This window comes from Ferrovibrio sp., assembly GCF_965278975.1.
In the GTDB taxonomy this organism is placed as follows: Bacteria; Pseudomonadota; Alphaproteobacteria; order Ferrovibrionales; family Ferrovibrionaceae; genus Ferrovibrio.
The window spans coordinates 4,115,691-4,128,254 of the sequence record NZ_OZ257126.1 but is presented as its reverse complement, the minus strand read 5'-3'; the positions used below and the strand labels follow the sequence as shown (position 1 = coordinate 4,128,254).

13 protein-coding genes are annotated in these 12,564 nt (G+C 61.3%); 5 read left to right on the top strand and 8 right to left on the bottom strand.

What is annotated here, in order from left to right:
* Positions 1–2: 2 nt before the first annotated feature.
* Both ACQY7X_RS19760 and ACQY7X_RS19755 read right to left on the bottom strand, forming a co-directional pair.
* A complete protein-coding gene (locus ACQY7X_RS19760; RefSeq protein WP_428247125.1) occupies positions 3–650 on the bottom strand; it encodes an NUDIX domain-containing protein in 648 nt (215 codons plus the stop codon).
* Positions 605–1,216 carry a gamma-glutamylcyclotransferase family protein gene (locus tag ACQY7X_RS19755; protein WP_428247124.1) on the bottom strand — a complete coding sequence of 204 codons (612 nt, stop codon included), beginning with the start codon at positions 1,214–1,216 and terminating at the stop codon, positions 605–607. The genes ACQY7X_RS19760 and ACQY7X_RS19755 overlap by 46 nt, the downstream gene beginning before the upstream one ends.
* Between ACQY7X_RS19755 and ACQY7X_RS19750 the strand changes: the two genes are divergently transcribed.
* The 3 genes from ACQY7X_RS19750 (at position 1,193) to ACQY7X_RS19740 (ending at position 3,178) form a co-directional block, all read left to right on the top strand.
* Positions 1,193–1,855, top strand: a complete 663-nt coding sequence (locus tag ACQY7X_RS19750; protein WP_428247122.1) for a ChrR family anti-sigma-E factor — start codon at positions 1,193–1,195, stop codon at positions 1,853–1,855. The two genes, ACQY7X_RS19755 and ACQY7X_RS19750, sit on opposite strands and share 24 nt — an antisense overlap.
* A 79-nt stretch (positions 1,856–1,934) precedes the next feature.
* Positions 1,935–2,699, top strand: coding sequence for an SDR family NAD(P)-dependent oxidoreductase (locus tag ACQY7X_RS19745; protein ID WP_428247121.1), 765 nt, complete (start codon positions 1,935–1,937; stop codon positions 2,697–2,699).
* A 14-nt stretch (positions 2,700–2,713) separates the two neighbouring features.
* Entirely contained in the window at positions 2,714–3,178 is a 465-nt protein-coding gene (locus tag ACQY7X_RS19740; protein WP_428247119.1) for a nuclear transport factor 2 family protein, read from the top strand.
* On the opposite strand, the gene ACQY7X_RS19735 is transcribed toward ACQY7X_RS19740, so the two are convergent.
* Both ACQY7X_RS19735 and ACQY7X_RS19730 read right to left on the bottom strand, forming a co-directional pair.
* A complete protein-coding gene (locus tag ACQY7X_RS19735) occupies positions 3,175–4,650 on the bottom strand; it encodes a TRAP transporter large permease (protein WP_428247118.1) in 1,476 nt (491 codons plus the stop codon). The two genes, ACQY7X_RS19740 and ACQY7X_RS19735, sit on opposite strands and share 4 nt — an antisense overlap.
* A 31-nt stretch (positions 4,651–4,681) precedes the next feature.
* A complete protein-coding gene (locus ACQY7X_RS19730; RefSeq protein WP_428247117.1) occupies positions 4,682–5,221 on the bottom strand; it encodes a TRAP transporter small permease subunit in 540 nt (179 codons plus the stop codon).
* Positions 5,222–5,466: 245 nt separating this feature from the next.
* On the opposite strand from ACQY7X_RS19730, the gene ACQY7X_RS19725 reads away from it, so the two are divergent.
* Both ACQY7X_RS19725 and ACQY7X_RS19720 read left to right on the top strand, forming a co-directional pair.
* Entirely contained in the window at positions 5,467–6,903 is a 1,437-nt protein-coding gene (locus ACQY7X_RS19725; RefSeq protein ID WP_428247115.1) for a sensor histidine kinase, read from the top strand.
* Positions 6,900–7,619, top strand: a complete 720-nt coding sequence (locus ACQY7X_RS19720; RefSeq protein ID WP_428247114.1) for a response regulator — start codon at positions 6,900–6,902, stop codon at positions 7,617–7,619. The genes ACQY7X_RS19725 and ACQY7X_RS19720 overlap by 4 nt, the downstream gene beginning before the upstream one ends.
* Here the strand turns inward: ACQY7X_RS19720 and ACQY7X_RS19715 are convergent.
* Genes ACQY7X_RS19715 through ACQY7X_RS19700 form a run of 4 tightly spaced genes read right to left on the bottom strand, consistent with a single transcriptional unit; the run spans position 7,616 to position 12,548 of the window.
* Positions 7,616–8,902 carry a class I SAM-dependent methyltransferase gene (locus ACQY7X_RS19715; protein WP_428247112.1) on the bottom strand — a complete coding sequence of 429 codons (1,287 nt, stop codon included), beginning with the start codon at positions 8,900–8,902 and terminating at the stop codon, positions 7,616–7,618. The genes ACQY7X_RS19720 and ACQY7X_RS19715 overlap by 4 nt on opposite strands.
* 3 nt (positions 8,903–8,905) lie before the next feature.
* Positions 8,906–9,715, bottom strand: a complete 810-nt coding sequence (locus ACQY7X_RS19710) for a DUF1365 domain-containing protein (RefSeq protein WP_428247111.1) — start codon at positions 9,713–9,715, stop codon at positions 8,906–8,908.
* A complete protein-coding gene (locus ACQY7X_RS19705) occupies positions 9,712–11,028 on the bottom strand; it encodes an NAD(P)/FAD-dependent oxidoreductase (RefSeq protein ID WP_428247110.1) in 1,317 nt (438 codons plus the stop codon). The genes ACQY7X_RS19710 and ACQY7X_RS19705 overlap by 4 nt, the downstream gene beginning before the upstream one ends.
* Positions 11,025–12,548, bottom strand: coding sequence for a cryptochrome/photolyase family protein (locus ACQY7X_RS19700; RefSeq protein WP_428247109.1), 1,524 nt, complete (start codon positions 12,546–12,548; stop codon positions 11,025–11,027). Before ACQY7X_RS19700 ends, ACQY7X_RS19705 begins: the two co-directional genes overlap by 4 nt.
* Positions 12,549–12,564 lie beyond the last annotated feature (16 nt).

Sequence of the window (12,564 nt, the reverse complement as noted above, 5' to 3'; positions counted from 1 at the left end):
CCCTAGCGGTGGGGCAAGCCGTCGGGTTCGCCCCATTCCTGCTGTAGTTTCTCGCGGTGCAGCGCCAGCCACAGGATGCCGATGCTGACCGGGGTGTTGGGGGCGCCGCCGCGCTGCCACAATGCATAAGCTTCCGCGAAAGGCAGGGAAAAAACCCGGATATCCTCGTGTTCATGCACCAGGCCATGGATGCCGCCGGCCTTGGTCGCGTCCACCGGGGCATAATAGAGGTGAAAACGCTCGCTGGCGAAGCCGGGAGTGGAGTAGGTGGTGGTGACGTGCCGCAGTGCCCCCAGGGGTTCCAGGCCACTTTCCTCCATCAATTCCCGCACCCCGACGGCTTCTGGGGTTTCACCATCCTCGATGAGCCCGGCGACGAATTCCACCATCCAGGCGCGGTCGCCATTGAACAGGGCCGAGGCGCGGAATTGCTCGATCAGCACCACCTCGTCGCGTTTCGGATCATAGGGCAGTACCACCACGGCATCGCGCCGCCACACCACCTCGCGTGACATCTGCTCGCTCATGCCGCCATTGAACAGGCCATGGCGCAGATGCAGTTCATCGATCTTGAGGTGGCCACGGAAGGTGGCACGCTGCTCGATCAGGTCGACGGGAAAGGGTTGGCCTTCGGAGGGGTTCTTGCGCATGCGGAATCGGCTTCGGTCTGTTGCAGGAGAAGCTTGATAAAAGCCGCCTTGTAGTGTCGCCGCCATTGCGGCAGTTCCCAGTCGGCATTGCCGGCGCCGAGGCGACCGGGAAATGGCAGGTAAAGCCTTGCTAGCCGCGGTGCCGCAGCACCTTGCGGCCATACCAGGCGGCGGCGGGTAAGGTATTCCGGCCCCTCATAGGCATCCAGGCGCCGTCCATCTTCGGGGCTGCGGGCATGGAACAGCCAGCCTTGCACTTGGCCACCAGGCGCCGGTCGCAGCACAGGATAGCTGCGTCCCTGGGCAATCTTGCGCCGAAAACCGGGCAGGATGGCGGGCTTGAGCTGATGCCGGCCAGGCCGGTAACCCAGCACCAGAGCCAGCACATCCGGATCGCATAGCGTGCCGTAGAAAAAGAAGATCATTGCTTCCTGGCAATTCACTGCCCTGGGCAGTGATCCATCAAGGTTTTGATAACGTAGAATGTTTAATCCGCCGGGCAACGCTTGGTAAAGCTGTTGACTGATTCTACAGATAGACCCATGGCCACGCATCCACAGCACCATATCCCAGCCGCATGGCTGCTTGATTACGCTGCCGGCACCCTGGCCGAAGCGTGGTCTCTGGTGGTTGCCAGCCATCTGACCCTCTGCCCGCATTGCCGTGCCGAACTGCGCCGCCTGGAAGTTGCCGGTGGGGAACTGCTCAACGGAGCGGTGCCGGCGGATTTGCAGCCGGGTAGCCTGGAGGCCGCATTGGACAAGCTGGAAGGCGGATTGCCTGCCCCACCGCAATCCTCCCGGTATCCGGCCACGGAAATGCCCAAACCCCTGGCGGCCTATATCGGTGACGATCTTGATCAATTGCCCTGGCGCTGGAGCGGTGCCGGGCTTCATTCTGTTGCGCTGCCGCTGCCAAAGGCCCGTGGCGGGATGGTAAGCCTGCTGCGCATTGCCGCAGGCCAGTCGATGCCGATGCATGGCCATCGCGGCGAGGAAATGACCCTGGTCTTGCGTGGCGGTTTCACCGATGAACGGGGGGCCTTCCGGCGCGGCGATGTCGAGGTTGCCGATGGCAGCGTCGAACACCGTCCCGTAGCGATGACCGACCAACCCTGCATCTGCCTGGCCGTGACCGATGCGCCGATGCGCTTCCAGGGGCCGTTTGGCTGGATACTCAATCAATGGGCAAGACTCGCTTCCTGATCCCGGCTGTTCCGGTTGTCGCGCTTGAGCAGCCGTCGCAGGCTGCAAAGCAGGCGGGCAGGGGCCGCAGATTTGTACCATGAACGCCATGCCAGGCGTTGTCTGGATCACGGGAGCCGGCTCGGGCCTTGGTCGGGCGCTGGCGCAGCGTTATCTCGCCGCCGGTGGCGCTGTCGCCGGCACGTCGCGCCGCACGGAAACCCTTTCCAACCTAGCCTTGGCGGCTGCTGGTCAGCCCGGATGTTTCCATGTTCAGGCTGGTGATCTGACCAAGGCGGGCTGCGCTGATACATTGGTGGATGCCATCGAACGCACAGCCGGTCCGATCCGACTCGCAGTGCTGAATGCCGGCACGCATATCCCGGATTCAGCGGAGCAGTTCAGTGCCGCTACAGTCGCCAGTCTGCTGGAAACCAATGTGATGAGTGTGGCGTATTGCCTGGAAGCTTTGCTGCCGCGCATGTTGTCCCGTGGCCAGGGGCAGATTGCCATCAATGCTTCGCTAGCCGGCTATCGCGGCCTGCCGCGGGCTGCGGCCTATGGTGCCAGCAAGGCTGCATTGATCAACATGGCGGAGAGCCTGCGCATCGAGCTTGAGCCGCGCGGTGTAACGATGCGCCTGATCAATCCCGGTTTCGTGCGCACACCGCTGACCGACCGGAATGATTTCCCGATGCCCTTCCTGATGGAAGTAGAGACCGCCGCCGAACAGCTCTACCAGGCACTGGAGCATGGTAGCGCTTTCGAGATTGTTTTCCCGCGCCGCTTCGCCTGCATCCTGAAAGTCCTGCGACTGCTGCCTTATGCGCTGTATCTGCCCCTGATGCGGAAACTGATCCGATGAGCGAGACTCACCCAATGCCTGTGTCTGAAGCCACAGCTGCCGATCCCATCGCCGTGGCGCTGGGGCGCTACACAGCCTATTTTGAGGCGTTGTCTCCCGAAACCCTGTCCGGCCTGCGCGATCTGGTGACGCCGGATGTACGGTTCCGGGATCCATTCAGTGAAGTCACAGGTGTGGAGTCCATGCTGCGGATTTTCACCGCCATGTACGAAGATTGCACCGATATACGCTTCACCATCAGCGGCAGTGTGCGCCAGCAGGACAAGGCGTTTCTGATCTGGCGTTTTCACTTCAAGCCGCGCCGTCTGAATGTGCCGCAGCCCTGGGAAGTAGAGGGGGTGACGGAACTGCATTTCATGCCGGATGGCCGGGTCGCGGCGCATCTCGACCATTGGGATGCTGGCAGCCAGTTCTATGGCCGGCTGCCACTGCTTGGCCCCGTCATTCGATTCCTGCGCCGCCGTCTCGGCGTGCATTAGTCGGCTTCAGTTTCCTCTTCAGCATCATTGTCGGCCTCGCCCTTTTCGCCATCGTTGGCGTAGTTCGGCGGTGCCGGATCGTCTGCCGAGTCGGCAGCTTCCACTGGCAACTCGATGGTAACGTTGCTGGGATCGACAATGGTGTCCTTGTCGAGCCAGTAGGTCACGGATTCCGGCCAGAAGATCAGGATCGCCACCAGGATCAGCTGCATGCCCACCCAGGGAATGGCGCCCCAATAGATGTCGCGGCTCTTCACCTGCGGCGGCGCGATGCCGCGCAGGTAGAACAGCGCGAAGCCGAACGGCGGATGCATGAACGAGGTCTGCATATTCGCGCCCAGCATGACGCCGAACCAGATCAGGTCGATGCCGAGCTTCTGTGCCACCGGCGCCAGCAGCGGAATGATGATGAAGGCGATCTCGAAGAAATCGAGGAAGAAGGCCAGGAAGAAAACGAAGATGTTGACGAAGATCAGGAAGCCGACGGCGCCACCAGGCAGGCTGGTGAGCAGATGCTCGATCCAGAGATCGCCGTCCACGCCACGGAATACCAGGCCGAACACGGTGGAGCCGACCAGGATGAACACCACCATGGAGGTGATGCGCATGGTGGAGCCCATGCCCTGCCACATCAGATTCCAGCTCAGCCGCTTGTGCATCGCTGCCAGCACCATGGCGCCAACCGCGCCCATGGCGCCGCCCTCGGTGGGGGTGGCAAGGCCGAGCAGGATGGTGCCGAGCACCAGGAAGATCAGCACCAGCGAGGGCACGATGCCCCAGGCCACCTTGGCCACCAGCGCCCAGCCATGGATGGTGCGCGCTTCCGGCGGCAATGCCGGCACCCATTGCGGCTTGAAGATGCTGACAACGAAGATGTAGAGGCAGAACAGCGCCACCTGGATCATGCTGGGGCCGATGGCGCCGGCATACATGTCGCCGACCGAGCGGCCGAGCTGATCGGCCAGCACCACCAGCACCAGGGAGGGCGGGATCAGCTGCGTGATGGTGCCCGATGCGGCGATGACGCCGGTGGCCAGCCGCATGTCGTAGCCGTAGCGCATCATCACCGGCAGCGAGATCAGGCCCATGGCGATCACCGAGGCCGCCACCGTGCCGGTGATGGCGCCGAGCACGGCGCCGACCAGGATCACCGCATAGGCAAGGCCGCCACGGATCGGACCGAATGCCTGGCCCAGGCCATCGAGCAAATCTTCCGCCAGGCCGCAGCGTTCAAGAATCACACCCATGAAGGTGAAGAACGGAATCGCCAGCAGCAGGTCATTGGCCATGATGCCGAACACGCGCTCGGGCAGCGCCTGCAGCAACGTCATGTGGAAGAAGCCTTCCTCGATGCCGATGAAACCGAAGAACAGGCCCACGGCAGCGAGCGAGAAGGCGACCGGATAACCGATCAGCATGAATACAACCAGGCCGCCAAACATCAGCGGCGCCATCCAATCCAACGGGATCATTGGCCGAATCCTTGTGGCTTGCGCGCAGTGGTTACTGCAGCGGCTTTTCGTATTTGATGAGCAATTCGGGGTGGCCCTGCAGCGCGGCGATGCGCTTGATGATCTCGGAGAGGCCCTGCAGCGTCAGCAGCAGGAAGCCGATCGGCACGCAGATCTTGATCGGCCAGCGCAGCAGACCACCGGCATTGGTCGATACCTCGCCAATCATGTAGGAGTTCATGAACATCGGCCAGGACAGCCAGCCGATGATCACGGTGGCTGGCAACAGGAACAGGATACCGCCGATCAGGTCGATCCAGATCTGGGTGCGGGTGGAGACGCCGCCATAGACCAGATCGACGCGCACATGCTCGTTGCGGTTCAGGGTGTAGGAAGCGCCGAGCAGGAACATGGCGCCGAACATGTACCACTGGATTTCCAGCCAGGCATTGGAACTGGCGTTGAACAGGTAACGCGAGAAGGCATTGCCGGCGCTGATCAGACAGGAAAACAACACCAGCCAATTGGCGATCCATCCGACCCAGGTGTTGAAGCGGTCAACGGCGGTGCTGTAGGCCAGAAGTATCCGCATCTATTTGATTTTTCCCCTGTGCGGCGGCCGGATTCGGCCTATCCCACGTTGCGGACGGGACCATGCAAGGCTGTAAATTTGCAATCCCACCGAAGGGGGGATTGTTGTAAAAATCCTGTAAATACCGAGGGTATAAAGGCTTATTGCGGCTATGTCTGATGCGCTAGACTGAGCGCATGCAGCGATTAAAGCCTTATATAGCCACCACCTTGCTCATTGGGCTGGCGTCACTGGCTACATACAGTGTGACACAGTTCACGCCAGCGGTGGCACTGTCGCTGGTTTTCGTGCCGGTGGTGTTGCTGTCTGGCATGCTCTGGGGCCTGTTGCCGGCACTGGTGGCTGTGCTGCTTACCCTGGCCTCATCGGCGTATTTTTTCTACGCGCCGATCTTTAGTTTCGCGGTCGATGATCCAATCCAGGTGATCGACCTGGTAATTTTCAGTGTCATATCGCTGGTGGTTGGCGCGGTGGCAGATTGGGCCCGACGCTCGGCCAAGGAGACTCGCGAACGCGAATTCCGCATGAGCCAACTCTACGAAGCCAGCCGCCGTTTCGCCGCCGTGGTTGATACAGATGAATTGCCTGGTGCCATTGCGCAGGAGCTTTATGCCATTCTCGGAAAACCCTGCGCCCTGCTGCTGCCGCGCAACGGCGAATTGATGCAGGTAGCGGTGGCTGGTGGCATGCAGCCAGGGCAGGCCGATATCGCCAAGGCGAAATGGCTATGGCAGGAGTCACCTGAAGGGCGTGACAAGGCGCGCGCCGGACTGAGTTCCGACTGGCTGTTACGTGTGATCCGCCACGGTAAGCGCCCGGTTGGCATCCTGGCTGTAGGCGCCATGCGTTTTCCGGCGCCGAATGAGACCGCGTTTGTGGCAGCCCTGTTTGAATTGATCGCCAATGTTCTGGAGCGCATGCGGCTAGCCGAGCGTGTTGAAAGCATCCGTGTCGATCGCAAGGCCGACGAGCTGCGCGATGCCATCATCAACTCGATCTCACATGATTTCCGCACGCCGCTCTCATCCATTCTTGGCTCGGCAACGACACTGGAGAAGTATATCGACCTCTGCACCGAACAGGAACGTAGTGAATTGCTGGGGATGGTGCGCGATGGCGCGCAGCATCTCGATCGCATGATTGGTCGTATGTTCGATCTTACCCGTATCCGCGCTGGCCATCTCAAGCCGGAGCGTGAGGCGGTGGATCTGGTGGAAGTGGTGGAGGTGGCCCTGCGCCAGACGCGCCAGAGCCTGAAACAGCATCGCGTGGAATTGCGGTTGCCTGATGAGATGCCGCTGGCGCGCGGCGATGCCGTGCTATTGCAGCAGGCGCTGGTGAATGTGTTGGAGAATGCGGCGAAATATTCTCCCGCCGGTTCCGTAGTGGAGGTTGGGGCGATGTCTGAGCCGGAGCAGGTGCGGCTCTATGTGCGGGACGCCGGCCGTGGCCTGACGCCGGATCAGGCCGAGCGGATTTTCGATCAATTCTATCGTGCCGCCGAAGGCAGCGGCGAACCTGATGGTAGCGGCCTTGGCCTCACCATCGCCCGTGCCTTTGTGGAAGCCTGTGGCGGCCATATCGTGGTGGAAAGTGCCGGTCCGGGCCAGGGTACACAGATGCAGGTATCATTGCCGCGCATGACAGCGGCAATGCTTGAAAAGGATGGAGTGGCGGCATGAGTCGGGCGCGCAGGATTCTGGTGATTGACGACGAATTGCAGATCCGGCGTTTCCTGCGCACCGGCTTGGCGGTGCAAGGCTACGAGGTGGTTGAGGCGGAGTCTGGCGCCGAGGGTTTGAAAGCGGTGACCACCTCGAATCCGGATCTGGTGGTGCTGGACCTGCAGCTTGGGGACATGGATGGCCTGGATGTGTTGCGCCGCATCCGTGAATGGTCCTGGTTGCCGATCCTGATTCTTTCGGTGCGCAGTCGCGAGGCCGAGAAGGTGCGGGCGCTGGAGCTTGGTGCCGACGATTATATCACCAAGCCATTCGGGATGCCGGAACTGGTGGCGCGCGTTCATGCCTTGCTGCGCCGCATGCCGGCGGTGGCCGGTCAGCCGGTTTTTGCTGTCGGGCAATTGAGTGTTGATATGGTGCGGCGCCAGGTTTTTCTGGAAGGCCGTGAGATCAAGCTATCGCCGAAAGAATACGCGTTGCTGCAATTCCTGGCCCGTCATGCCGGCAAGGTAGTGACGCATGAGCAATTGCTTACCGAGGTTTGGGGGCGCAGTCATGTCGAGGATGGACATTATCTGCGCATCTTCATGCGCAAGCTGCGCCAGAAGATGGAGCGTGATCCGGCACGGCCACGCTATATCGTCACCGAACTTGGTGTTGGCTATCGCCTGCTGGCACCCGACCAGTTTGTGATTGCGGAAGCTGAGGCTTCTTAAGCAGGATCGAGGCGAAGCTGCTGCACATCGATGCAGTTGGCGCGGAATCCGCCCTCACAGGAGCCCAGGTAATAGAGCCACATGCGTCGGAAGCGTTCGTCGAAGCCGAGCGCGCGCAATTGCGGCCAGGCTGCCTGGAAGCGTTCCGTCCATTCCCTGAGGGTGCGGGCATAGTCGAGCGCGAAGCCTTCTGCGCGAGCCACCCGCAGGCCGGCGCGCTCAGACTGCTGAGCAATCACTATCGGTGCTGGCAGCATGCCGCCAGGGAAGATGTGCGCCTGGATGAAATCCATGGTGCCGCGATAGCTTTCAAAATATTTGTTCTGAATCACGATGGCTTGCAGACCCGCGCGGCCATGCTGTTTCAGCCGGTTGCGTATCGTGCCGAAATATGCCGGCCAGAATTTCTCCCCCACGGCCTCGATCATTTCGATCGAAGCGATGGCATCGTATTGCCCCATCGTGTCGCGATAATCGCGTAGTTCAATCTTCACTTTATCGGCCAACCCGGCCTCAAAGATGCGCCTGCTGGCATAGTCATGCTGTTCACGGCTGATCGTGATGCCATGTACTTGCGCGCCAAAATCCCGCGCCGCAACTTCCGCAAAACCACCCCAGCCGCAGCCGATCTCCAGCACACGCTCTCCCGGCTTGAGTTGCAGAACCTCGCCGGCCAGGCGGCGATATTTGGCCTGTTGTGCCTGCTCCAGTACCTGGTCCTCATGCTCGAAAATAGCAGAGGAATAGGTCATCGAAGGATCGAGCCAGTGAGCATAGAATTCGTTGCCGAGGTCATAGTGATATGCAATGTTGCGCCGGCTGCCCCGCCTGGTGTTGTTGCTGAATGTGAACGCCATGCGCCGCAGCAGCCGCAACCAGGGTTTACCCATCAATGTGTTGTCGAGTTCGGTGTTGATACAGGCCCAGTGCGCCAGTGTACCGATATCATCGCAATCGTAATCCCCATCCATGTAGGACTGGCCAACGCCGAGGTTGCCGCCAAGCAGCATGCGCTTCGGAAAATGGTTGTTACGCAAGGTGATTTCGGGGTTGGGGCCGGGCTGGTCACCACGCGCCAGTATTCGCCTGCCATCGGGCAGGCCGATGGTGATGGAGCCACGCGAGGTATGCGGAGCCAGTGACAGCATGAGTCGCGTCCAGTGTTCCACATTGGGCAATCGCAGCGCATCCTGCGGCGAGTGCAATTCTATCGGTGCAGCCAATGGATTGTTGCGGCGGCCGGCGGGAATGGCATCGGCCGAGGCAGCGGCATAGTCGCTCATACGCTAGTCTCCGGGGGCATGCTTTACAGGAGAGGAGATGTGACTGACGGCGCTGACCGGAGGCTCCGGCCGGCGAAAGAAAGCGGCGCCCTTGCGCCAAAGCCGCGCGGCTTCCCAGTGAATTGCGCCAATAACCTTCAGAGTCATCAGCGGATGGCGCAGCCAGGCCTTCAATAGCGCGCGATCACTGAAAGCTTCCCGGCGCCCGGTTTGGGTGGCCAGCAGCCGCAAGCCTTCGGCACCAGTGTGGCGAATCTGGATGGCGATGTTTTCTGCCGGTGGCCGGATGCAGAAATCATATTGACCAGATAACGGCATGAATGGCGAAACATGGAATTGCTTTGCCACACCGTGGCGCAACAGCCTTTCGCCGCAATCCTCCACCTCGATCAGATAACCATGCTGATCGCCAAAGGTGTTTTTCACTTCATAAAGGATGGCGCGCAGCCTATCGAGCTGATCATAGCAGAAGTAAACACTGAGCGGATTGAACACATAACCGAGCAGACGAGGAAAGCAGAACAGGCGGATATGTGCCGCCGCCGCATCCAGACCATGCTGGCGCAGTTGCGTCTCTACCCAGGGACGCAGCGGCGAGCCATCGCGCGGACCATGATCCTTATCGTGCAGGGAGAAGAGGCCAAAGCGGTTGTGGCGGAATAATGCCGAATGCCGTGCCAGTTCAGGCAAGGCATCAATGTCGAGCAGCAGTGAGAAGACGCGGTAAGTGAATTTATGGCGGAAGGGCAGCAGCCGCTCATGCATGATGCGGCACCAATAAAGGCTGGCCTTCTCATGTGCTGCGGCGTTCATGCCGCCTCCAGATGACGCGGTGCCAATTCAGCGGTGAAGGGCAGGGTGGCGCCAAGGGCAGCGGCAACGCGCAGACCGGCAGTGAAGCCATCTTCATGGAAGCCATAGCCAGACCAGGCACCGGCGAACCACAGGCGGTTGCGGCCTTGGATTTCTTCAAGCCGGCTCTGCGCGGCGACGGCAGCGCTGTCGAATAGTGGGTGCTCGTAGTCGAAGCGCGCGAATACCTTGGCTGGATCTGGCTCTTCAATCGGGTTGAGCGTTACGAATAGCGGATGGCGATTGTCGATGCCTTGCAGCAGGTTCATCCAGTAGGTGAGGCCAACGCGGCGCTCCAGATCCCGGCGTGGCTCGGACAGGTAATTCCAGCTTGCCCAGGCGCGGCGGCGCAAGGGCATCTGGTTCAGGTCGCGATGCAGGATCGCGCGGTTCGGCTGGAAGCGGAAGCAACCAAGGATCGCTCGCTCCTGTTCACTTGCCTCTTCTCCCAGGATGCGTAAGGCCTGGTCGCCATGACAGGCCAGCAATACCTGATCAAACGGCCCTCGCGATCCGGTGTCGGTGTGCAGGAGCACGCCATCTGCAGCGCGTGTCAGCTGGCGCACCGGAGTTGACAGTTTCAGGTCGATACGGCTGTCGGCGATCAGGCGGCGCACATACTCGCGGCTGCCGCCCAGTACAGTTGACCATTGCGGCCGGTCATTGATGCTGAGCAGGCCGTGATTGCGGAAGAAGCGCGCGAAGGTGACGGCGGGAAAAGCCAGCATGTCGCGCAACGGCGCCGACCAGATAGCCGCCCCCATGGGCAGCAGATAGTCGAGCATGAAGCTTTCGCTGTAGCCTTCGCGCTCAAGATAGGCGCCAAGAGTGAGGCCTCCCAGCCGGCCGGATTCGAGATCAAGCACGGCATGGCGATTGAAGCGAAGAATATCGCGCCACATGCGATGGAAGCGCAGGGACAACAGGTTGCGTTTTTGTGCGAACAGGCTGCCGAAGGTATTGCCGTTCCATTCAAGCTGGCCGCGCTGCGCACCGGTGCCGACCGAGACCGAGAAGGACATATCGCTTTTTAACGACGGTACCTTCAGATGCGCGAACAGCTTCTCGATATTCGGGTAATTCCAGTTATTGAAAACGATGAAGCCGGTATCGACGGCAATGCGTGTGCCGTCGTAGTCCACGTCCACGGTGTTGCTGTGGCCGCCGGGATAGGCATTGGCCTCCAGCACGGTAACCTCATGCTGCCGCTGCCGTGACAATGCCCAGGCGGCCCCCAGGCCGGCTATTCCAGCGCCGATGATCGCGATTTTCATGATGCTCGCCGCAGTTTGCGCGGGCGCCCGGCCGTTGCTTCCGCCGGGGCGGCATCCTGGCCGCGCAGCGAACTGAAGGCGGTGAGTGCCAGGGCGCGGGCGGCATCATGATCCACCATCGGCAGCGGGTAGGTGGTGCCGAGTTTCACGCCCGCTTCGTGCAGCACCGAAGCGGGTGCCGCCCAGGGCTTGTGGATGAAGCGTGCCGGCATGGCTTTCAATTCCGGCACCCAGCGGCGCACATACGCGCCCTCGGGATCAAAGTGCTCGCCTTGCAGCATCGGGTTGAAGATGCGGAAATATGGCGCGGCATCGGCGCCAGAGCCCGCCACCCATTGCCAGCTTGCGGCATTATTGGCGAGATCGGCGTCCACCAGCGTATCCCAGAACCAGGCTTCGCCTTCGCGCCAATGCTGGCGCAGATGCTTCACCAGGAAGGAAGCCACCACCATACGCACGCGGTTATGCATCCAGCCGGTATGCCACAGCTCCCGCATCCCGGCATCGACGATGGGATAGCCGGTCTGGCCGCGTTGCCAGCGTTGCAAGGCAGCTTCATCCCGGTTCCAGGGGAAGGCGTCGAAATCGGCGCGGAAATTCTGCTGCGGCAATTCCGGGAAATGATAGAGCAGGTGATGCGAGAATTCGCGCCAGCCCAGCTCGCTCAAGTATTTCTCGGCATGCTTGGCTACAGCACTCGATCCTGAATCGACAGCCAGCCGAACTGCCTGCCAGACTTGGCGTGGCCCGATCTCGCCGAAATGCAGATGCGGCGATAGCCGCGATGTACCGGTGATGGCCGGCAGGTCGCGCTGCTCGGCATAGCCATTGAGCGCGTGATCGAGAAAATTGCCAAGCAGGGTTTCCGCACCCAGGCTGCCCGGCACCCAGCTATCGCGCAAACCGCCGGCCCAGTCGGGCTTGCGCGGCAGCAAGGCCCAGCTTTCCAGGGTATCGCTGGCAATGCCGGTGATGCCCTTGATGGTCTTAGGCGCCGGTAGTGGCGGTTGCGGATCGCCAAGCGCACGGCAGGCACGCCAGAAAGCGGAGTAGACCTTGAACCAGGAGCCGCCCTGGGTCTGCACCGTCCATGGCTCGTAAAGCAGTGCGGCATTATGGCTGCCGGCGGCGATGCCCTGCTGCTTCAGGGCGGCTTTGATCGCGGTGTCGCGTGCGATGGCGGCGGGCTCGTAGCAGCGATTCCAGTGCACGGCTACAGCGCCACATTCTGCGGCCAGGGCCGGCAGCAGCGTCTCGGCCTTGCCCCGCCGCAGCGTGAGGCCGAAGCCATATTGCCGCTGCAGTTCGGCATCCAGTGCGGCGAGCGAATGGTGCAGCCACCAGCGGCTGGCGCCGCCCATTGCCCAGGGCAGACTGTCGTCAAGGATGTATAGAGCCATCACGGGCAGGCCGCCGGATGCGGCGGCGGCGAGTGCCGGGTTATCGGCCAGGCGCAAATCCTGCCTGAACCACATCAGCGCGGTGCCGATGGATGCCCCCGCCTGTTTTGACTGTTTCACCTAAAGCCTCGGCCTG